This window comes from Actinospica durhamensis, from assembly GCF_018139695.1.
Lineage (GTDB): Bacteria > Actinomycetota > Actinomycetes > Streptomycetales > Catenulisporaceae > Actinospica > Actinospica durhamensis.
In genome coordinates this window covers 1-21,097 of sequence record NZ_JAGSOG010000153.1, presented here as the reverse complement: position 1 = coordinate 21,097, position 21,097 = coordinate 1, and the positions used below count along the sequence as shown (strand labels likewise).

19 protein-coding genes are annotated in these 21,097 nt (G+C 73.2%); 7 read left to right on the top strand and 12 right to left on the bottom strand.

Annotated elements, in window-relative coordinates; all coding sequences use genetic code 11:
* The 7 genes from KDL01_RS25495 to KDL01_RS25465 all read right to left on the bottom strand — a co-directional run.
* The coding region (locus KDL01_RS25495) for an ABC transporter ATP-binding protein (RefSeq protein ID WP_307846590.1) at positions 1-816 on the bottom strand (816 nt) is incomplete at its 3' end.
* Entirely contained in the window at positions 813-2,582 is a 1,770-nt protein-coding gene (locus tag KDL01_RS43760) for a dipeptide/oligopeptide/nickel ABC transporter permease/ATP-binding protein (protein WP_246576977.1), read from the bottom strand. The genes KDL01_RS25495 and KDL01_RS43760, both read right to left, overlap by 4 nt.
* Entirely contained in the window at positions 2,579-3,595 is a 1,017-nt protein-coding gene (locus KDL01_RS25485) for an ABC transporter permease (RefSeq protein WP_212531132.1), read from the bottom strand. Before KDL01_RS25485 ends, KDL01_RS43760 begins: the two co-directional genes overlap by 4 nt.
* Complete coding sequence (locus KDL01_RS25480; RefSeq protein WP_212531131.1) at positions 3,592-5,139, bottom strand: ABC transporter substrate-binding protein; 1,548 nt, start codon at positions 5,137-5,139, stop codon at positions 3,592-3,594. The genes KDL01_RS25485 and KDL01_RS25480 overlap by 4 nt, the downstream gene beginning before the upstream one ends.
* A gap of 474 nt (positions 5,140-5,613) precedes the next feature.
* Positions 5,614-6,402, bottom strand: a complete 789-nt coding sequence (locus KDL01_RS25475; protein WP_212531130.1) for a DsbA family oxidoreductase — start codon at positions 6,400-6,402, stop codon at positions 5,614-5,616.
* Positions 6,399-6,893 (bottom strand): cupin domain-containing protein, encoded by a 495-nt coding sequence (locus KDL01_RS25470; RefSeq protein ID WP_212531129.1) that lies wholly within the window; start codon positions 6,891-6,893, stop codon positions 6,399-6,401. Before KDL01_RS25470 ends, KDL01_RS25475 begins: the two co-directional genes overlap by 4 nt.
* Positions 6,894-6,927: 34 nt before the next feature.
* The gene (locus KDL01_RS25465; protein ID WP_212531128.1) at positions 6,928-7,377 is read right to left on the bottom strand and encodes an RrF2 family transcriptional regulator; all 450 of its coding nucleotides are present in this window, start codon (positions 7,375-7,377) and stop codon (positions 6,928-6,930) included.
* A gap of 201 nt (positions 7,378-7,578) precedes the next feature.
* Here KDL01_RS25465 and ssuE point away from each other — a divergent pair, with 201 nt between their 5' ends.
* Entirely contained in the window at positions 7,579-8,160 is a 582-nt protein-coding gene (gene ssuE, locus KDL01_RS25460; protein ID WP_212531127.1) for an NADPH-dependent FMN reductase, read from the top strand.
* A 41-nt stretch (positions 8,161-8,201) separates the two neighbouring features.
* On the opposite strand, the gene KDL01_RS25455 is transcribed toward ssuE, so the two are convergent.
* On the bottom strand, positions 8,202-8,819 hold the full coding sequence (locus KDL01_RS25455; protein WP_212531126.1) for a helix-turn-helix domain-containing protein: 618 nt from the start codon (positions 8,817-8,819) through the stop codon (positions 8,202-8,204).
* Between the two features lie 12 nt (positions 8,820-8,831).
* Between KDL01_RS25455 and KDL01_RS25450 the strand changes: the two genes are divergently transcribed.
* Positions 8,832-9,791: a DMT family transporter gene (locus tag KDL01_RS25450; RefSeq protein WP_212531125.1), complete on the top strand. Its 960-nt coding sequence runs from the start codon at positions 8,832-8,834 to the stop codon at positions 9,789-9,791.
* Between the two features lie 36 nt (positions 9,792-9,827).
* Here KDL01_RS25450 and KDL01_RS25445 read toward each other — a convergent pair whose 3' ends face one another.
* Positions 9,828-10,301 carry a MerR family transcriptional regulator gene (locus KDL01_RS25445; RefSeq protein ID WP_212531124.1) on the bottom strand — a complete coding sequence of 158 codons (474 nt, stop codon included), beginning with the start codon at positions 10,299-10,301 and terminating at the stop codon, positions 9,828-9,830.
* A 91-nt stretch (positions 10,302-10,392) separates the two neighbouring features.
* Here KDL01_RS25445 and KDL01_RS25440 point away from each other — a divergent pair, with 91 nt between their 5' ends.
* The 5 genes from KDL01_RS25440 to KDL01_RS25420 all read left to right on the top strand — a co-directional run bounded on the left by KDL01_RS25440 (position 10,393) and on the right by KDL01_RS25420 (position 18,636).
* The gene (locus KDL01_RS25440) at positions 10,393-11,445 is read left to right on the top strand and encodes an aldo/keto reductase (RefSeq protein ID WP_368861647.1); all 1,053 of its coding nucleotides are present in this window, start codon (positions 10,393-10,395) and stop codon (positions 11,443-11,445) included.
* Between the two features lie 231 nt (positions 11,446-11,676).
* On the top strand, positions 11,677-14,361 hold the full coding sequence (locus KDL01_RS25435) for an FtsX-like permease family protein (RefSeq protein WP_212531122.1): 2,685 nt from the start codon (positions 11,677-11,679) through the stop codon (positions 14,359-14,361).
* Positions 14,358-16,988: a hypothetical protein gene (locus KDL01_RS25430; RefSeq protein WP_212531121.1), complete on the top strand. Its 2,631-nt coding sequence runs from the start codon at positions 14,358-14,360 to the stop codon at positions 16,986-16,988. Before KDL01_RS25435 ends, KDL01_RS25430 begins: the two co-directional genes overlap by 4 nt.
* Entirely contained in the window at positions 16,985-17,935 is a 951-nt protein-coding gene (locus KDL01_RS25425) for an ABC transporter ATP-binding protein (protein ID WP_212531120.1), read from the top strand. The genes KDL01_RS25430 and KDL01_RS25425 overlap by 4 nt, the downstream gene beginning before the upstream one ends.
* Positions 17,932-18,636 carry an ABC transporter ATP-binding protein gene (locus KDL01_RS25420; RefSeq protein ID WP_246576976.1) on the top strand — a complete coding sequence of 235 codons (705 nt, stop codon included), beginning with the start codon at positions 17,932-17,934 and terminating at the stop codon, positions 18,634-18,636. Before KDL01_RS25425 ends, KDL01_RS25420 begins: the two co-directional genes overlap by 4 nt.
* Positions 18,637-18,659: 23 nt before the next feature.
* Here KDL01_RS25420 and KDL01_RS25415 read toward each other — a convergent pair whose 3' ends face one another.
* From KDL01_RS25415 to KDL01_RS25405, 3 genes are all read right to left on the bottom strand, one after another.
* Positions 18,660-19,271, bottom strand: coding sequence for an MBL fold metallo-hydrolase (locus tag KDL01_RS25415; RefSeq protein ID WP_212531119.1), 612 nt, complete (start codon positions 19,269-19,271; stop codon positions 18,660-18,662).
* Positions 19,268-20,353 (bottom strand): S-(hydroxymethyl)mycothiol dehydrogenase, encoded by a 1,086-nt coding sequence (locus tag KDL01_RS25410; RefSeq protein WP_212531118.1) that lies wholly within the window; start codon positions 20,351-20,353, stop codon positions 19,268-19,270. Before KDL01_RS25410 ends, KDL01_RS25415 begins: the two co-directional genes overlap by 4 nt.
* Positions 20,354-20,487: 134 nt before the next feature.
* Positions 20,488-20,982: a cupin domain-containing protein gene (locus KDL01_RS25405; protein WP_246576975.1), complete on the bottom strand. Its 495-nt coding sequence runs from the start codon at positions 20,980-20,982 to the stop codon at positions 20,488-20,490.
* Positions 20,983-21,097: the final 115 nt, after the last annotated feature.

Here is a 21,097-nt window from a genome sequence, read left to right as displayed (position 1 = left end):
GGCCGGGGCGGGCGGAGCACCGAGGGTGTGCAGGCGCGGGGCCGCGGCCAGCAGGCGGCGGGTGTACGGGTGCTGCGGCGCGTCCAGCACCTCGCGCACCCGGCCCTGCTCGACCAGGCGGCCGTCGTGCAGCACCGCGACGCGGTCGGCCACGCCGGAGAGCGAGTGCAGGTCGTGCGTGATCACGAGGGCCGCGATCCCGGACTCGTCGCGCAGGTTCAGCAGCAGCCGCAGCACGTGGTTGCGGTTGGCCGCGTCCAGCGCGCTGACCGGCTCGTCGCAGATCAGCAGCCGCGGCTCGGTGACCAGGGCGCGGGCCAGCAGCACGCGCTGGCGCTGGCCGCCGGACAGGCCGCCGGGCACGCGCTCGCCGTGCGCGGGCTCGAGCCCCACGGCCCGCAGCGCCCGGGCCACCCGCTCGGCGCGCTCGGCCCGATCCACGGAGCCCGCGACGGCCAGCGGCTCGGCCACGGACTCGGCCGCGGTCAGATCCGGATCCAGCGCGCGCAGCGGGTCCTGGAAGACGTACTGCACCTGTCCGCGGCGGCGGAACTCGCGCAGGGCGCGCCAGCCGAGCGCGGTCAGGTCGGTGCCGTCGAAGCCGACCCGGCCTGAGCGGGCCGGCACGAGTCCGACCGCCGCGCGGGCCAGGGTCGTCTTGCCCGAGCCGGTCTCGCCGATCAGGCCGACGATCTCGCCGGGGCTCACGTCAAGGCCGACGCCGTCGAGCACGGGCGGGGTGTGCCGGTCGCCGTACCCGACGACCAGGTCCTCGATCTCCAGCAGCGGCGCGGGCGGCCGGCTCTCGACGCTCACGACGCGGCTCCGATCAGTTCGCTGTGGACGTCCTCGAAGCCGGGCTGCCACACCAGCGCGGCGTCCAGCAGACGCTTGGTGCGCGGGTGCGCCGGGGCGCCGACCACCTGCGCGGCGCTGCCCTGCTCGACGATGCGGCCGGCGTCGAACACCAGCACGCGGTCGCAGAGTTCGGCGACGACGCCGAGGTCGTGGGTGACCAGCAGCAGCGCCAGGCCGCGCTCGCGCACCAGGGACCGCAGCAGGTCGAGCACCTCGGCCTGCACCAGCACGTCGAGCGCGCTGGTCGCCTCGTCCGCGATGAGCAGCTCGGGGTCGCCGCTGATGGCGATCGCGATCAGCACCCGCTGGGCCATGCCGCCGGACAGCTCGTGCGGGTACTGCGCGTACACCGTCTCGGGTTCGCGCAGGCCCACCGAGCCGAACAGCTCGAGCGCCCGGGCTCGCGCCTGGGCCTTGGACAGTTCGGTGTGCGCGCGCAGCGCCTCCACCAGCTGCCGTCCGACCGGGATCGAAGGGTTCAGATACGAGGCGGGGTCCTGGAAGACGATGCCGATCCGGGGGCCGCGCACCGCGTTCCAGCCGGCCCGGTCCAGCGCGGTGAGGTCCACCGGCTCGGTGTCCGCGCCGCCGAGCAGCTCGACGCTGCCGCCGGAGCGGGCGCAGCCGGGCGCCAGCAGCCCGGTCACCGACCGGCAGGTCAGGGTCTTGCCACTGCCGGATTCGCCCACAAGGCCGACGATCTCGCCCCGTCCGACCTCGAAGGAGACCCCGTGCACCGCCTCGGCCCGGCCGCCGTGCACGCTCACCCGCAGCCCGGCCACCCGCAGCACCGGGTCGGCCGCCGGGACGGTCTCGGCGCTCTGCCCGTCCTCGGCCTGCGCCTCAGCGGCCTGATCGACGGCGAGCGTGCCCGGCGCGCCGGCGCTCCCGGCGTCCCGGACGGCGTCGGCCAGCGCGTTCAGCGCCCCGGCCACCAGCATGATCAGCAGGCCGGGCACCAGCGGCGCCCAGGGCTGCTGGGACAGGTAGTCCAGGTCCGAGCTCAGCAGCTCGCCCCAGGTCGGCAGCGGCGGCTGCACGCCGAGGCCGAGGAAGGCCAGCGAGGAGACGATCAGCAGCGCGGCGGCCAGCGCCTGCGCCGTGGTCACCGCGATGGTCGGCAGGATCTTGCTCCACAGGTGCCGCCGCAGGATCCGGCGACGCGAGGCGCCGTAGAGCTCGGCCGCCTCGACGTACTGGGTCCGGGTCAGCCCCAGCGCGGCGGCCCGGGTGACCCGGAAGTAGAGCGGCGCGATCAGCACGCCCACCGCGGTCATCGCCGCGATCAGGCTGTTGCCGAAGAAGCCGGTGACCGCCACCGCGAACACCACGTAGGGCAGCGTCATGAAGGCGTCCACGATGCGCAGCGAGACCCACTCGTAGACCCGGCCGAGCCAGAGCGAGGCCAGGCCGGGCAGCACGCCGAGCGCCAGGCCGATGCCCACCGCCTCGAGCGCGCCGACGATCGAGCGCCCGGAGCCGGCCATCAGCCTGCTGAGCACGTCGCGGCCGAGGTAGTCGGTGCCCAGCCAGTGCCTGCCGCTCGGGCCCTGCAACACCGCCGAGGTGTCCTGGGCCAGCGGGTCGTGCGGGGCCAGCGCGCCGCCGAAGACCGCGAGCACGGCGATCAGCACGGTGATGCCGAGGGCGACCCGGGCGCTGTTCAGGCGCAGCGCCCGGCGCAGGATTCCGACCCGCCGGGTGTTGTTCGGCGTTGCGCTCATGCCGCGGCCTCCGCCGCTCGGGCCGTACCCGCACGCCGCCGCGCGGCGGACGGGGAACGGCGGGCCTGCGGGGTCAGCCGGGTCAGCACCACGTTCACCGCGATGTTGCTCACCAGCACCACCCCGATGGTGACCAGCAGCGCGCCCTGGATCACCGGCACGTCGCGCTCGGAGCCGGCCGTCAGGGCCAGCTGCGCGACGCCGGGCAGCGCGAACATCTTCTCCGCCACCACCGCGCCGCCGATGATCGCGGGCACCTGCACGCCGAGCACGGTCAGCGCCGGACCCGCGGCGTTGCGCAGCGCGTGCCGCAGCAGCACCCGGCGGGCCGAGAGCCCGCGTGCCGCCGCGCCCAGCACGTAGTTCTCGTCCAGCGCGCCGACCAGCGAGGTGCGCAACTGCCGCGCGATCGCGGCGGCGCCCTCGGCCGAGAGCGCCAGCGCCGGCAGCAGCGCGAACCGCAGCCACTGTCCCGGATTCTGGGTCAGCGGGACGTATCCGCCGGACGGCAGCAGCCGGAAGACCACCGCGAACAGCACGATCAGGGTGATGCCGACCAGGAACGGCGGCACCGTCGCCAGCGCGGAGCAGACCGCCGAGACGATCCGGTCCAGCGGGCGGCCGCGGCGCAGCGCCGAGGCGATCCCCGCCGCGCCGCCGAGCAGCACCGCGAAGGTGAGCGCGAGGGTGGCCAGGGACAGGTCCACCGGCAGCGCCTGGCCGAGCGAGGTGGAGACCGGGATCGAGGTGAAGTACGAGGTGCCCAGGTTCCCGCTCAGCGCGTGGCCGAGCCAGCTGAAGTACTGCACCAGCAACGGGCGGTCGAGCCCGTACTGGTGGTTGAGCTGAGCGATCGCGGACGGCGTGGCGTCCTGCCCGAGCACGGTGGCGGCGGGGTTGGCCCCGCCGAGCGCACCGAGCGCGTAGGTGCCGAAGGTGGCGATGAGGAACACCGTCACCGGCACCGACACCGCGCGCACCACGGCGCGCAGCGTGCCGGCGTACCGGCTCATCCGGCCGTCACCCCCTCGAACCGCTGCACCACGAGGTACTCGGGGATCGCGGAGACCGAGGAGGCGCGCGCCAGGATGCGCGGCTCGGTGTAGAGGAAGACGTTCGGGGCCTGCTGCACCGCCGTCGCAGTGGCCTGCTGCAGCGCGCCCGCGTACTTCGCGCTGTCCAGCGGGGTCTGGTTGACCGTGGCGAGCTCGGACTGCAGCTGCGCGACGGTGTGCCGGCCCGGGTTGAGCAGGCCCTGCGTGCCGAAGAGCACCTGGAACGCCTGCACCGCGGAGTCGCGGCCGGCGAACGCGTCGACGGTCAGCTGCTCCTCGTGCTGGATGTAGACCAGCTCGGTGAACTGGGCCTCCGGGATCACCTTGATGCTCGCGTTGAAGCCCACGGCCTGCAGCTGCGCCTGCAGCTGCTCGGGCACGCCCGCGGCCGCGGCGGTGCTGATCGTCACGGTCGGGTTCGGGCCGTACTTGGACGCGGCCAGCAGCTGCTTCGCCTTGGCCTGGTTGAGCGCGTAGATGTCGCCGATCGCGTCGTTGTAGCCGACGTAGCCCTTGGGAAAGGGCTGATACGCCACGTCGCCGTAGCCGAACTGCGCGGTCTGCAGCAGGGCCTTGCGATCCACCGCGTACTTGAGCGCCAGCACCACGTTGTCGTCGTCGAAGGGGGCGACCGCGTCGTTGACGTCGAGCACCGCGACCACCAGCGAGTCGATCACCTGTACCTGCAGGCCGGCCGCCTTCGCCGCGGCGACCTGGCTGCCCGGTATGGAGGCCACGTTGTACTGGCCCGACTCGAGCCCGGCGACCACGGTGGAGGCGTCCGGCAGCGGGTAGAGCTGGAAGTCCTGGATGCGGATCTGCGCGGCGTTCCAGAACCCGGCGAAGCGCACCAGCGAGGCCGAGGCGTTCTGCGTGTACGAGGTCAGCTGGAAGGGGCCGGCGCCCACCGGCTTGAGCGCCAGGCCGGCCGCGTCCTTCTCGAACGCGGCCGGGCTCACGATCATGCCGGTCTTCCCGGCGAAGAGCGTGGGGATCTGGAAGTTCGGCTCGGTCAGGGTGACCACGACCTTGTCCGTGCCCTGAGCCGTGACCGAGGCGACCGAGATCAGCTGCGAGGCCACCAGGGAGCCGGCGCCGGTGCGGCTGCGCTCCAGGCTCTTGGCCACCGCGGCCGCGTCGAGCGTCGTGCCGTCGCTGAACTTCAGCCCGGGGCGCAGGGTGAAGGTGACCTCGGTGCCCGCCGCGTTGTACGTCCAGCCGCTGGCCAGCGCCGGAATCGCGACGCCGGTCTTGTCCTCCTGGGTCAGGCCCGCGTAGACCAGGGAGAGCGCGTGCACGTCCCAGCCGGCCGAGGAGGTGATCGGGTCCCAGGAGGTGGGCAGGTCCCAGCCCCACTTCACGGTGCCGCCGACCCCGCCGGCGCCGCCCGCCGCGTCCGCCGCGTCCGTGCTGCTGCCGCAGCCGGACAGGGTCAGCACTCCGCCTACTGAGACACCCGCGGCGAGTCCGAGCGCGCCGCGTCTGCTGATCCGGTTGTCCATGGGGGGAACCTCTCCTACGGGTTGGGTGGCGGTGCGCCGGCCGCGTCCGGACCGCCTTCGGGGCGTGCGCGACCAGGGGCCTGGCGCACCGAGCCAGGCCTATCAATGGGTATATATGCGATCTTGTGCAGCCCGGGCGGGGGGCAGGGCGGGGACGCCGGCACGCGCCGACCCGCCGGAAACCGCGCCGCGGCCTACGGGGTGAGCTGGGGGATGGAAGATGCGGGGGCAGGTGTCACGCGCCGCACGGCCGTCGTCCTCGCGCGCTCGAGAGCTCGGCGCGCGGCTGGCCGGGGAAGGGGCGTGCCCCCGCGGATCACGGGGAGGAGGTGATCCGGATCAGGAGCAACACAGGGCGCTGGAAGTGCGCCGAAGGTCGACGTAGCGGCAAACCACGCCGGGATGCGTCCAAGTCATGCGGCCATCGTGGCGGCTGGACGCCGTGCTGTCAATTGACACATGCATGTGTCTTATTCACCGAGACGACTCGGTGCCCAGGTCGCAGAGCTCGTACAGACTCGGCGCGGCCCGCCGGACCGCCGCCAGATACTCCGCCGGGGCCCGCCACCCGGCCGCCACCGCGCGACCGCCTGCGCCCTCGAACACCAGCGTGGGCAGGGCGTAGCGGTACCCGTCGGCCGGGTCCTCACCCAGCGGCTTGGCCCGTCCCGGATGCCTGCTCTGTTCCGTGATGGCGAAGACCTCGGCGCACGGATTCCGGGTCTCCGCGTGGTCGCGGCGCACCGCCGCGAGGACCTCCGCGGACGCGGCCTCGCGCGCCAACCGCTCCAGATCCAGGCCGGCCGCGCCGCCCTCGGCCGGTCCGGATACCTCGCGCAAGGCCGCCAGCACCCGCTCCGGGGTGTCCGCCGGACGCCCGTCCACGAACGTGGTCGCGCGCAGCCGGTGCAGCACCGCCTCGGCCACCTCAGGCCCCTGTGACTGCGCCGCCTTCGCCGCCAGCGCCATCGGCCAACTCGTGGCCGCGACCCACTCCAGCCGCTGCGGGCAGGGCGCGCCGGTGTGCCCGGAGATCTCGCGCACCTCCTCGAGATACCAGGCCGCCTCGGCGGCCGGATCCGGCGCGGGCGCCTCGCCCTCGTCGAACAAGATCCCGTACACCCGCCGCCACACCACGCCCTCGCCCGCCGCGGCCAGCAGGGCGCGCAGCCGGGCGAACTTGGGCTCGGAGCCCCAGGCCCACGGGCAGGCCGGATCGGTGTACTCGCAGACCGTGAGCACCGGCTCGGCCGCGCCGCTCACGCGCACTCGCCGCCGTCCGCCGGGTTCGCGGCGTCCTGCGCGCCGTCCGCGTCGCGCTCCACCCGGGCCCACAGGCTCGGCAGGTTCACCACCACGCCCTCCTGGCTGCTGCGCGCGATCACCACGACCGCCTCGCCGGTGCCCGGGTTCTCCTCGCGGTGCGGCACGTACGGGGGTACGAACACGTAGTCGCCCGGCTCGGTCTCGATCCGCACCTCCTGCTCGCCCTCCGCGAAGACGAACACCGGGTTGCCGGAGACCACGTAGATCGCGGTCTCCGCCTCGCCGTGGTGGTGGTCGCCCGAGCTGGTGGACGGGGCCACGTGCGTCTGGCCCATCCACACCTTGGTCGAGCCGACGGTCTTGCCGGAGACCGCCTCGAACCGGGTCATGCCCGTGGTCTGATTCGTGTTCCCGCTCAGCTCGGAGCCGCGGATGTGCCGCAGCTCGCCGTGCCAGTGGTCCAACCGCGCGTCGTCGGTGTGTGCCATGCTCTCGATCCTTGTCTGTAGGGGCCCGTGCGGGCTAGGCCTGGGCGAGCGCGTCCGTGAACAGCGCCGCCGCCCGGGCCCCGGGCTCGCCGCCGGCCAGGTCGGCGATGCTCACGCCCGCGAAGATATCGGTCAGGTGCGCGTGCAGCCCGCGCCAGAGCGTCTCGACCCGCACCGCCGGAGCCGGGTAGCCGGTCGGTTCCGGCACCTCGCCGTTGACGGTGAACAGCTCGCCGTCCACCGCGCGCACCACCTCGGCGATCGAGATCGCCGCGGCCTCGCGTCCGATCCAGTACCCGCCCTCGCAGCCGCGCTGGCTGCGCACCAGCCCGGCCAGGCGCAGGTCGCGCACCACGGATTTCAGGAAGCGGTACGGGATCTGCTGCTGTTCGGCGATGCCCTCACAGGTCAGCGGACGCGAGGCGTCGGCCGCCAGGGACACCAGCACACGCAGGGCGTAGTCGGTTCTCGCCGAGACGCGCATTCGGGAACTCCACTCCAGACCGGACCGGGACGGGCGGGCCGCCGCGCGGAGGCTTGCGCGGGGCACCCTACCAAAATAGACTCCTCCTGGTGTCAATTGCTCGGCGTCCGCGGCACCGGACGCCCGCGCCGCCGCAGCCGTCAGGCTCGGCGGCCCCGTGAACTCCGTCAACCCCGCCGAGCAGCGAAGGTGCACCCGCACATGGCCACGATCCTGACCGTCTCCGCCAGCCCCTCCCCGACCTCGAAGTCCGCCGCCACGCGCCGACTCGTGGACGCGCACCTGGCCGGGCTCGGCCACCACGTCCACCCGCTCGACGCCCGCGAGCTGCCGCCCGCAGCCCTGCTGGGCGCGGATACCGGGCATCCGGCCATCGCCGCCGCCCTTGACCTCTTCGCCCGCGCGGACGGCGTGGTGGTGGTGACCCCGGTGTACAAGGCCGCTTATTCCGGCCTGCTCAAGACCCTGCTTGACCTGCTGCCGCAGTCCGGCCTGGCCCGCAAGGTCGTGCTGCCGCTGGCGACCGGCGGCACCACCGCGCACGTGCTCGCCATCGACTACGCCCTGCGTCCGGTGCTCAGCTCCCTCGGCTCCGCGCAGATCGTGCAGGGCTACTTCGTGCTCGAACAGGACATCACCCGCGAGCCCGACGGCGGCGCCGTGCTGGCGGCCGACTCCGCCGCGGGGCTCACCCGCGCCGTCAGCCGGTTCGCCGAGGCCCTGGCCCTGCACCACGGCGCGGGCTTCGCCCCGGCGGAGGGATACGCGCTCTCGGCGGCGTGACGCGGCCCTGACACCGCGGCCGCCCAAGCCATGGCGGCGACTCAGGCCACGACGGTGCGGATGAACCGGGCGACGCCGGCGCCGACGTTGACGTAGGCGTACTGCTGGGCGCTGCCGTATATGGCGTAGCCGCCGGCCTCGACGGTGACCGGCCCCTCGGCGAGGTCGATCAGCACCCGGCCCTCGGTGACCACGATCATCTCGTGCCAGCCGTCGGGGTCGGGCTGCGCCGTGTACCGGTCGCCCGGGCCCAGCGCCCAGGTCCACAGCTGGGCCGAGCTGCGGGCCGGGACGCTGCCGAGCAGCATTGCCTCGCTCTGCGGCGCGCTGCCGCGCCAGGCCACCGCCTCGATCCGGCGGCTGTGCGCCTGCGGATCGATGACCAGGTCGACGAAGTCCGCGCCGAGCGCCTCGGCGAGGTGGTCGAGGCTGGAGAGGCTGATGTTCGTCGCGCCGCCCTCGAGGTTGACGATCATACGGCGGCTGATACCCGAGGCCTCGGCCAGCGCGGCCTGGCTGAGCCCGGCCCGCCGGCGCAGCCGCCGCAGGTTCTGCGCGACGAAGCCGAGCACGTCCGAGCGCTGATCCGGGCGCTGCTCCGACCGCGGGGTCAGCCGCGGCTCGGAACCCCGGTTTGAGTCGTGCACTATAGTGCGCATATCGTATGCAGTATGCTGCGCATCGCCTCGACCCGCAACCGCCGCCGACTCGCCTTCGGACACCACGACCTGGCCCTGGTCGCCGTCACGATGGTCTGGGGTACGACGTTTCTGATCATCCACATCGCGATGCGCCACAGCGGCCCTCTCTTCTTCGTCGGACTCCGCTTCACCACCGCCGGGCTGCTCACCCTACTGGTCTTCCCCACCGCTCTGCGGGGAGCGACCCGGCACGAACTGGCCGCCGGGGCGCTGATCGGGCTCACCCTGTTCCTCGGCTACGGCCTGCAGACCTACGGCCTGCGCACCATCCCGAGCAGCGCGTCCGCCTTCATCACCGCGCTCTACGTGCCGATGGTCCCGCTCTTCCAATGGCTGCTCACCCGCCGCCCGCCCAAGCCGGCCGCGCTGCTCGGCATCGCCAGCGCGTTCATCGGCCTGATGCTGCTGGCCGGTCCGCACGGCGCGGCCGTGCACGCGGGTCCCGGCGAGTTCGCCACACTCGGCGCCGCGGTGGCCGCGGCCGCCGAGATCGTGCTGATAAGCCGGTACGCCGGGAACGTCGACCTGCGCCGGATCACCGTGGTCCAGCTGCTCGTCGCCGGGCTGCTCGCGTTCCTCGCCATGCCGGTCACCGGCGAGGCGGTCCCGTCCTTCTCCTGGATCTGGCTCAGCGCGGCGGTCGGCCTCGGCGTCGCCAGTGCCCTGATCCAGCTCACCATGAACTGGGCGCAGAAGTCCGTCCCGGCCACCCGGGCCACCGTGATCTACGCCGGCGAACCGGTCTGGGGCGGGGTGGTCGGGCGCCTGAGCGGGGACCGGCTGCCCGCCCTCGCGCTGGTCGGGGCCGGGTTCATCGTGCTCGGCGTGCTGATCAGCGAGCTGAGACTGCCGCGCCGAAAGGCCGGTGCCGCCTCGGGTCAGACGGTGGTCAGCCCCGATGAAGTGCCGAGCACATCGCTGTCGCTGTAGACCGAGCTCGCCTGGTGAGCCGGGTCCGCGGACCGTTCAGTCCGCCGGTTCGATCGCCCGGTCGAGCAGCGCGCACTCCTGGACCCACAGCCGGCCGGTGGCGCCGTGGTCGAGCCGTTCCTCGTAGACCGCGACCTTGTGGCTGATCACCTCGAGCCACCCGTGCAGCTTCGCGATCCGGTCGAGCACCTCCTCGCGGTGCCGGCGCAGCAGATCGAGCCGGTCCTCCTCATTCCCCGCACCCTCGCGCACGAGTTCGGCGTAGCGGCGGATCTCGGGCAGGGGCATGCCGGAGGAGCGCAGGTTGGTGCAGATCGTCAGCCACTCGACGTCGTCCGCACGGTAGCTGCGGCGTCCCCCGGCCAGGCGCTCGACCGGGTCGACCATGAGTCCCTCGGCCTCGTAGAAGCGCAGGGTGTGCACGCTCAGCCCGGTGCGCTCGGCCACCTGTCCGATGCTCAGCCGTTCCACATCGGCGTGCTCGTGCTGCTGTTGCTGCGTCATCGTCATGGGTGCGCCCCGCCTCTCGCCGTCCCGATGCATGCGACCTGGTGCATTTGACCTTGAGTCGACTCTAGCTTCTAGCGTCGTAGCCATGACTTTGAGATACCGCGCCCTCGGCGGCACCGGCATCGAGGTGAGCTCGTACTGCCTCGGCACGATGATGTTCGGCTACATCGGCAATCCCGACCACGAGGACTGCGCCCGCATCCTGCACAGCGCCCTGGACCAGGGGATCAACTTCGTCGACACCGCCGACATGTACAGCAAGGGCGAGTCCGAGGAGATCGTGGGCGAGGCGCTGCAGGGGCGCCGCGACGAGGTGGTCCTGGCCACCAAGGTGCACTTCCCGATGGGAGAGGGCCGCAACCGGAGCGGCAACTCGCGCCGCTGGATCGTGCACGAGGCCGAACAGAGCCTGCGCCGGCTGCGGACGGACTGGATCGACCTCTACCAGATCCACCGCCCCGATCCGGACACCGACATCGAGGAGACGCTGGCGACGCTCACCGATCTGGTGCGGGCCGGGAAGATCCGCGCGTTCGGCTGCTCGGGCTTCCCGGCCGAGGACATCGTCGATGCGCACCGGGTGTCCGAGCAGCGGGGGCTCTACCGGTTCCGGACCGAGCAGCCGCCTTACTCGCTGCTCGCCCGCGGCACCGAGCGCTCGGTGCTGCCGGTCTGCCAGAGGTGGGGTATGGGGACTTTGACCTGGAGTCCGCTGGCCTTCGGCTTCCTCACCGGCAAGTACCGCAAGGGTCGAGAGATCGACCTGACCACCGGCCGTCCCTCGATCGCCGCCGAGCGGTTCGATCCGGCCGATCCGGCCAACGCGGCCAAGTTCGAGGCGGTGGAGCAGTTCGCGCTGCTGGCCGAGGAGATCGGCTGCACACTGCCGGAACTCGCGGTGGCGTTCGTGGCCGCGCACCCGGCGGTGACCTCCGTCATCCTCGGCCCGCGCACCCTCGACCAGCTCAAGGCCTCGCTCGCGCGCGCGGAACTCGTACTCGAGGACGCGGTGCTCGACCGGATCGACGAGATCGTGCCGCCCGGCACCGACCTGTACCGGGTCGACAGCGCGTGGAACGCGCGCGGGATGACGCGGCACGCGCTGCGCCGCCGCCCGGTGCTCGAGCGCGCGGCGGCCGAGTAACCTCGCCGTCCCGGGCCCCGCGCGGGAGGGGACTCGTGCGCACGCGTGGGGACCCGGTACGGTGGCGGGGCGATCGGGGAGTGTACGGCATCGCGCCTCCGGGAGTAGTCTGCTCGATCGTCGCGCGTGCGCCGGTAAGCGGTGAACGCGGTCCGCGACACTCAAGGGGAGTGGTCACGGACTGACGTCGCGTGTTGACAGTCTCTATCCGATGTCCTTGGGGGTGGATCCATGGGTGCTCGTTCGCCGCGTCGGGTGCGGGTGCCGGTGGCGCTGCGCCGGATGCGGGTCCATCGCACGGTGATCGCGGCAGTGATCCTGACCGTCGCGCTCACCACGGCGTTCACCGCGGCGCTGATCATGTACAGCAGCCAGGCCGCGGACGCCGCGGTGCGCAGTGCGCTGCGCGGCGCGAGCGGGACCGCGATCTCGCTGCAGGGCGCGTCGCCGCTGGTCTCCACGGCCCAGGCGTCGGCAGAGATCCACGACGGGGTGAGCGACGCGCTCGGCGGCGTGGCGGTGACCGTGTACGCGGCGCCGGAACTCGACCTGACGCTGCCCGCCACGGCCACCTCCGCGCGCGAGGCCGGCGTGCTGCTCACGACGCCGGACCTCGCCGCGCACGCGAGACTCGTGGCCGGTTCGTGGCCGCGGGCCGGGGCGAGCGGCGGGCAGGTGCCGGTCGTCGTCGACCAGGCCGCCGCGAAGATCCTGCACGCCGGGCCGGGCAGCCGGATCAGCACCACCACCGACAACAACGCCGACGCGACGGTCGTGGTGACGGGCGTGTTCGCACCCGTCGACGCGAACGATCCGTACTGGGGGCTCGATCCGCTGGCGGGCGCGGGCAGCGAGGAGAGCGGCGGCTTCACCACACTCGGACCCTTCTACACCGACCCCTCCTACCTCAGCCACGGCACGTTCGCGGCCGAGCAGATGGAGTGGGTGGCCGATCCCGACCTCCCGGCGATCGGCTCATCCGGCCTCGGCACCCGCGCCACCGCCCTGTCGGCCGCGCTCTCCCGCTTCGCCTCCAGCGGCGAACTCGGCAACCCCGGGCCCACCACCCGGCTGCCCGAACTGCTCGCGAGCCTCGCCCCGGCGGTGCTGGTCGCCCAGTCGCTCGTGGACGCCGAGCTGCTCGAGCTGCTCATCGTGGCCGTCACAGCCCTCTTCATCGTGGTGCGGCTGCTGTCCGAGGTGCGCGAGACCGAGGCGGCGCTGCTGTGGGCGCGCGGAGGCACCGGCGCGCAGCTGATCCGGCTGCGGGCGATGGAATCCCTGTTGCTGGCCGCGCCCGCCGTGGTGATCGCGCCGTTCGCCGCGAGCCCGCTGGCCGCCGCGATCAGCAGGCTGGGCGGCGGGCAGAGCGCCCCCTGGCCGCACGTGGCCGTTCCGCCGTCGGTGTGGATCGGGGTGGCCGGCTGCGCGCTGGCCGCGATCGCGGTGATCCTGGCCCCCGCCTTCGGTTCCGCGGTCTCGCCGATGGCGCTGCGGACGCGGCGCGGCAGGCAGGCGGCGCTCACGGCCCTGGGCCGGGCGGGCTTCGACCTGGCCCTGCTCGCGTTCGCCGCCTTCGCCGGCTGGCAGCTGCTCTCCGGCGGCTCGATCGTCGGCACGGACCAGTCGGGCAACGCCAGCTACGACCCGGTCGCGATCGGCGCGCCCGCGCTCGTGCTGGCCGCGGGCGCGAGCGTCGCGCTGCGGCTGCTGCCGCCGGCCGCGCGGCTCGGCGAGCGGCTGACCCGGCGCAACCGCACCCTGGCCGTGCCGCTGGCCTTCTGGCAGACCGGACGCAGGCCGCTGAAACTCGCCGGTCCCGTCCTGCTGACCATGCTCGCCGTCGCCACCGGGGTGTTCTCGCTGAGCGAGCGCGCCAGCGCCGAACGCTCCGCCGCCGACCAGGCCGCCTTCAGCGTCGACGCCGACGCGGACGCGCGGGTGGCCCCGGGCACCTTCACCGCCGCCGACCTGGCCGCGCTCGCCGCGTCGCCCGGCGTGCGGGCAGTGAGCCCGCTGTTCCGGGCCGTGTTCGTCCCGGACGGCGGCAACCTGCAGACCACGCTGCTGGCGCTCGATCCGGCCAGTGCCGGGCGCACCGTGACGCTCCGCTCCGACCTGTCCGCCGTGCCGCTCAGCACCCTGATGAACGACCTCTCGGGCGGGCTCGACGCGCAGGCGGACATCCCGGCCGTCGCCACCCAGACCTTCGCCGACACGCTGCACCTCGGCGTCGGCGACCTCACTTCGGTCTCCCTCGGCTCGGGCAGCACCGAAATCACGGTGCGGATCGTGGCGGTGGTGCACGGATTCCCGACGATCTCCAACGCGGGCGGCGGCCTGATCGTGAGCGAGGCGACCGCGAAGCTCGCGCCGAACGAGGTGTGGCTGCGCGACAGCTCGACCCAGACGCCGCGCGGCCTGCCCTCGGGCGCGGTCATCACCTTCCGTACCCAGCTCGAGCGGCAGCTGGACTCGGCGCCGCTGACCGAGGAGTCGCTGCGGGCGCTGCTCGCGGTGGCCCTCGCGACGATGCTGCTCGCGCTGTGCGGACTGATCGTCAGCGTGCTCAGCACCCGGGCGGAGCGCTCGGCCGAGTTCGCCCTGCTGGACGCGCTCGGATTCTCCCGGCGCGGCCGGATCGGCACGCTGTGCCTGGAACAGGCCCTGCTCGTCGGCCTCGGCGCGCTGGCCGGGGTCGGCATCGGCGTCGTGTTCGGAAAGGTGTTGATTCCGGTGGCCACCCTGACCGCCGCCGCGGCCAAGCCGCAGCCCCCGGTAACCGTGCTCACGCCGTGGCCGCAGGTGCTGGCCGGGGTGGCGGTGCTGCTCGCCGCGCCGCTGGCCACGTTCGCGCTCAGCGGCACCCGGCGCCGGCAGACGGCCGCCGTGCTGCGGGAAGGAGCGGACCGATGAGCCGGCCTCGGCTGCGGGCCCGGCGCTATCCCGGCGTTGCCCTGCTGATCCTGCTGGGCTTCCTGACGGCGTTCTTCGCCGGCGCGGCCCAGGGCCTGGTGGACCGGCAGCTGACCGGCTCGCTGCAGCAGACCCTCGACGCGGCCGGTTCGGTCGCCGGGACGGCCACGGCGCAGGGCGGCGCGGTCGCCGGCCCGTCCGCGCTCGACAAGACCCTGGACACCTTCGCCGACGGGGCCCCCGCGCAGACCCTGCCGGAGACCGGCCAGGCGTGGGCCGCGGCGAAACTGGTCAAGCGGCTGGGGATCCGCACCGCCGCTAACGCGGTGACCTTCAACCTCGAATACCGCGACGGGCTCAACGCGCACATGCGCCTGGTGAGCGGCTCGCTGCCGGTCACGGCAGGCACCGTCGACGGCCGCGAGATCTTCGAGGTCGCGCTCACGGCGGCGAACGCGAAGTTCCTCGACGTGCACGTCGGCAGCGTGATCCACAGCGCCACCGTCGACTTCCACGTCACCGGGATCGTCGAGCCGACCGACCCGTCCTCGGCCTTCTGGAACTACGATCCGGATCTCACCGCACCCGACCCGCAACTCCAGCCGGACGGCACCACCCTGTGGTGGAGCGCCGCGCTCATCGGGCCGCAGGAGATGAACGATCTCGCCGACGTGCAGAACGCGGACGGCAGCTTCGACTACCCCGCGTCCGTGTACTGCGTCCCGCTGGACACTGGCGGCTACCGGGCGAAGGACACGGGATCGCTGCTGAACGCGATGACCGCGTTCGCCTCCGGCACCGTCGCCACCGAGCTGCACCTGCAGATCACCGCCGGGCCCGCCCAGACCATGGCCGGCTTCCAGACGCAGCGCAGCGCGGTCGACTCCATCCTCAGCCTGATCATGGTCGGGGTCGCGACGGTCGGTGCGGCCACCGTGCTGCTGTGCGCCCGGCTGGTGATCGGCCGCCGCCGCACCCACCTCGCGCTGCTGCGGGCCCGCGGCCTCTCGCTGCCGCAACTCGCCCGCCAGGTGCTCGTCGACCTCGCACCGCTGACCGTCCCCGCGCTCGCAGCGGCCGCGATCCTGGCCGTGGCGGCGTCCGACGGAACGGACCCGCAGTCGGTGTTCCTGTTCGGCGCGGCCTGCCTCGTCGTGCTCCTCGGGCCGCCGCTGGTCGCCGTGCTCGAACACCGCGGCGCCGCGCGTACCCGCACCGAGGCCGCCGACTCGGTCCGGCGCCGGCCCCGGGGCCGCCGACGCGTCTTCGAACTCGTCCTCGGGCTGCTCGCGGTCGGGGCCGTGGTCGTGCTGCGCCAGCGCGGACTCGGCGGAACGAATCCGGGCTCGAACACGCTCGGCGCGCTCGCCCCGATCCTGGTCGCCGCGGTGGCCACCGCCGTCGCGGTGCGCTGCTACCCGCTGCTGCTCGCGCCCGCGGCCCGGGCCGCCCAACGCCGCGACGGCGCCACCGCGTTCCTCGGCTTCACCGGCGCGGCCCGCTCCGCACTCGGCCTCGCGCTGCCCACCTTCGCCATCGTGCTGGCGCTCACCCTCGCGGCGCTCGGCGGCCTGGCCTACCAGAACATCGAGTCCGGGCGGTCCGAGGAGGCCTGGCTGCAGACCGGCACCGACGTCTCGATCGCGCTGAGCACCGGCACCGATCCGGCCCAGGCGGCCAAGGCCGTCGCCGCGCTGGAGAAGGTCCCCGGCGTCACACACGCCACGGCGGTCGCGGAGCTGGACTTCAGCGGCGCCAACGCCGCGATCTACTCGGTGGATCCGAGCTCTTACACCGACGTCGCGGCGGACTCGCCCTGGCCGTTCGCCGACGCCCTGCCCGCGCAGCGCGTGGCCGGCGACGTCCCGGTGGTCGTCTCTGCCGACAGCGGATACGCCGTGGGCTCGGTGTTCAAGCTCATCCCCGGCGCCGCCCCGACCTTCGAGGTGCGCGTGGTGGGCGTCCAGGCACAGAGCCCGGCGCGCCCCGCGTACGGGCCGGGCGAGCCGTTCATCCTCGTGCCAGCCTGGGCCACCGCGGCGTACCCGGACTACTGGCTGGTGTCCGAGATCCTGGTGTCCGGCAACGGAATCGCCGCGGCCGAGGTGAACGCCGCGCTGGCCGCGACCGTGCCCGGAGCCAACCACGTGCTCTACCGCACCGAAGCCCTCGACGAGCTCGAACACCAGCCGCTGGAGGGGCTCGCCGAGTTCGGGTACGTACTCGGCCTGGGCGCCGCCGCCTGCTTCGGGATCTGCGCGATCCTGCTCGCGCTGGCCCTGACCGCGGCCGCCCGCGCGCGCCGGCTGACCCTGCTCGGCACGCTCGGCCTCAGTCCGCGTCAGGCCCGCGCCATCGCGCTCGCCGAGACCGCGCCGCTGGCCGCGAGTACCGCGCTCGGCGGGCTGTTGGCCACCCTCGCGCTGCCCGCGGTCTTCGGCAGCGCACTGAACCTGACCGTGTTCACGGGACTGGCGAGCGAGAGCGGGCTGCGGCTCGACCTGGCCGCCCCGCTGCTGACCGTGGCCGCCGCCCTCGGCCTGACCGGCTGCGGCGTACTGCTGCAGGCCGCGATCGCCCGCCGGCGCAACGTGCCCGCGCAGCTGAGGATGGGAGAAGACGGATGACCGAGGCGCAATCGCCGGCCGCCGACCTGGCGAGTCTGGAACTCGAAGCCGCGAGCGCCGCCCGGGCGGCCGCCGCGTACGGCTCGGACGCGCTGATCCTGTGCGACCGCCTGGTGCGGGTGTACGCGGCCGACGGGGTCGAGGTGCAGGCCCTGCAGGGTCTCGACCTGCTGATCCGGCCGGGCGAGCTGACCGCGATCGTCGGCGCCTCCGGCTCGGGCAAGTCGACCCTGCTCAACATCCTCTCCGGCCTCGACCGGCCGACCGCCGGCCGGGCCAGGGTCGCCGACCACGACCTGCTGACCATGAAGGGCCGCGAGCGGCTGCGCTACCGGCGCGAGACCGTCGGGTTCATCTGGCAGCAGACCGGTCGCAATCTGCTGCCTTACCTGGACGCACAGGAGAACATCGAGACCCCGCTGCAACTGGCCGGGGTCCGCCGCGGCGAGCGGCGGCGCCGGGCCCAGGAACTGCTGGAGCTGCTGGGCGTCGCCCAGTGCGCCGGGCGCCGGCCCGAACAGCTCTCCGGCGGCGAGCAGCAGCGGGTGGCCATCGGCGTGGCGCTGGCCAACCGGCCCAAGGTGGTGCTCGCCGACGAGCCCACCGGCGAGCTCGACACGGCCTCCGCGGACACCGTCTTCCAGGCGCTGCGCACGGTCAACCAGGAGCTGGGCGTCGCCGTGCTCATCGTCACCCACGACGAGCAGGTCTCCGGCCAGGTGCCGCGCACCGTGCAGATCAGGGGCGGGCGCACCAGCAGCGAGGTGCTGCGCACCGAGTTCGGCGAGCGCAGCACGGCCCAGGAGTACGCGGTGCTCGACCGCGGCGGCCGGATCCAGCTGCCGCCCGAGTACGTCGCCGCGCTGAACCTGCGCGACCGGGTGCGGCTCGGCCTCGAACCGGAACAGATCACCGTCCGCGCGGACGAACAGGAGCCGAGGATATGAGCGAGACCACGATCGTGCAGGTCGAGGGGCTGCGCCGCAGCTACGGCAGCGCGACGGCGCGGGTGGACGCTCTACGCGGCGTCAGTTTCAGCATCGGCGCCGGGGAACTCGTCGTGCTGCGCGGGCGCTCCGGCTCCGGCAAGACCACCCTGCTGAACCTGCTCGGCGGCCTCGACCGCCCGGACGAGGGCACCGTCACCGTGGCCGGCCGGCGGCTCGACGCGATCTCGAACGCGCAGCTGCTCGCCCTGCGCCGCAAGCAGGTCTCGTTCATCTTCCAGTCCTTCGGCCTGATCCCGATCCTGACCGCGGCCGAGAACGTCGGTGTGCCGCTGCGCCTGCTCGGCGTCCCGTCCGCCCGGCGGGAGGAGCGGGTCGCCTCGCTGCTGCGCCTGGTCGGGCTCGGCGACCACATGCGCCAGCGCGCCCACGAGCTGTCCGGCGGCCAGCAGCAGCGCGTCGCCATCGCCCGTGCCCTGGCCGCCGAACCCGCCCTGCTGCTCGCCGACGAGCCGACCGGCCAGCTCGACGCCGAGACCGGCGCCCAGATCATGCGCCTGCTGCGCACCCTGGTGCGCTCCGAGGGCGTCACCGCCCTGATCGCCACCCATGACGCGGCTCTGATGGAGATCGCGGACCGGGTACTGACCATCTCCGACGGCGTGCTGACCGAGGCGAGTTCGACCGCGGCCGTCGGCTGACGCGCTGACGGCCGCGGCCTTCGTCAGAGCTCTTGCTTGCGCTCGGCTCCGATGGTGGTGTCCTCGCCGTGGCCGGTGTGCACGATCGTCTCGTCCGGGAGGGCGAAGAGCTTCGCGTGGATCGAGGCCTCGAGCACGGTTCGGTCGCTGTAGGAGCGGCCGGTGGCGCCGGGGCCGCCGTGGAAGAGGGTGTCGCCGGTGAAGACGGCCCCGAGTTCGGGCGCGTAGAGGCAGACGGCGCCGGGCGCGTGGCCCGGGGTGTGCAGCACCTGGAGGGTGGTGCCGGCGACGGTGAGGGTCTGACCGTCGGTCAGGTCGGCGTCCCACAGGTAGTCGGTGTGGGTGAGCTCCCACAGCGGGCGGTCGTCCGGGTGCAGCAGGATCGGCGCGATGGTGCGTTCGCGCAGTTCGGGGGCGACGCGGACGTGGTCGTCGTGCGCGTGGGTGCACACGATGGCCTTGACCTTGCGCTCGCCCACCACGGCCATGATTCCCTCGACCGAGTGCGGGGCGTCGATGACGATGCACTCCTGGTCGTCGCCGACGACCCAGACGTTGTTGTCCACCTCGAAGGTCTCGCCGTCGAGGCTGAAGGTGCCGGAGGTGACGCCGTGGTCGATCCGGGCCGCGGTCACAGGATCACCACCGAGCGCAGCACCTCGCCGTGGTGCATCCGGTCGAAGGCCGCCTCCACGTCGGTCAGGGCGATCTCCTCGCTCACGAACGCGTCGAGGTCGAGCTTGCCGCGCTGGTAGAGGTCGACCAGCACGGGGAAGTCGCGGCTGGGCAGGCAGTCGCCGTACCAGCTGGACTTCAGCGCTCCGCCGCGGCCGAACACGTCGATCAGCGGCAGGTCGGGGATCTTCATCTCCGGCGTCGGCACGCCGACGAGCACGACGGTGCCGGCCAGGTCGCGCGCGTAGAACGCCTGCTTCCAGGTCTCCGGCCGCCCGACCGCCTCGATCACCACGTCCGCGCCGAATCCGCCGGTCAGCTCCTGGATCGCGGCGACCGGATCGGTGGCCGAGGAGTCCACGGTGTGGGTCGCGCCCAGGCGGGCGGCGGTGGCGAGCTTCTTGGCGTCGATGTCCACGGCGATGATCGGTCCGGCCCCGGCGAGCGCGGCGCCGGCGATCGCGGCCACCCCGACGCCGCCGCAGCCGATCACCGCGACGGAGGTGCCGCGGGTGACGGCGCCGGTGTTGATGGCGGCGCCGATCCCGGCCATCACGCCGCAGCCGAGCAGGCCCACCGCGGCCGGGCGCGCGCTCGGGTCCACCTTCGTGCACTGACCCGCCGCGACGAGCGTCTTCTCGGCGAACGCGCCGATGCCCAGGGCCGGGGAGAGCTCCGTGCCGTCCTCGAGCGTCATCTTCTGCTTGGCGTTGTGCGTGGCGAAGCAGTACCACGGCTGCCCACGCCGGCACGCCCGGCACTGCCCGCACACCGCGCGCCAGTTCAGGATCACGAAGTCACCGGGCGCGACCTCGGTCACCCCGTCCCCGACCGCCTCGACGATGCCGGAGGCCTCGTGCCCGAGCAGGAACGGGAACTCGTCGTTGATCCCGCCCTCGCGGTAGTGCAGGTCGGTGTGGCACACGCCGCACGCCTGGACCTTCACCACCGCCTCGCCCGGACCGGGGTCGGGCACGTTGATCGTCACGAGCTCGACCGGCGCGCCCTTGCTCCGCGCGATGACCGCCTTCACCTGCTGCATGGCACTCCTTCTGGGCACGTTCACACCGTGTGGTCCGGCTGCGTCATCCGGCCGTTTTCGTCCGGAACCGTCCTGGGCCAGTCTGCCAGGTGGGGCGCGCCCCGTCCGGGCACGCCCCACCTGCCGGAGCCGACTCAGAGCCAGATATTGTCGTGCAGTTCGGCGATCCGCTTGCGCTCGGCCCGCAGCTCCTCGCTGTCGGGCTGCCCGGCGAGACGTGCCATCGACTCGAAGTACTCCTCGCGCGGCGCGCCGGGGGAGAAGAGGATCAGCATCGAGGCCTCCTGCCCCGACTCGTTGCGGAACGCGTGGATCCCGCCCTCCGGCACGTAGTGGAAGTCGCCCGCCGTGGCGTCCACCCACTCCCTGCCGTCGTAGAGCCGCACCGTGCCGGAGAGGATGAAGAAGGACTCCGAGATGGTGCGGTGGAAGTGCGGGGACGGGCCGGTCGGCTGCGCGCTGAAGTCCCAGCGGTAGAGCCCGAACTTCCCGTCCGTACTCGCGCCGGTGGCCAGGTAATGGACCTGGTTGCCGGACCGGTAGGGCAGTTCCGCGGGCTGGTCCGCGCTCCGGTTCCAGGCGCTGATCTCGCCGTGCTCGCCGGTGTAGCGCGGCTCGGGGTAGGACATGTCAGAGACCTCCATCGCTTGCGTCGATCAAGGGAGTCTCGCTCATTCCAGCGTCCAGGGGCGGGCGGTGGCGCCGAGCCGGTTCCAGGTGTTGATCACGGCGATAGGCCCGCCC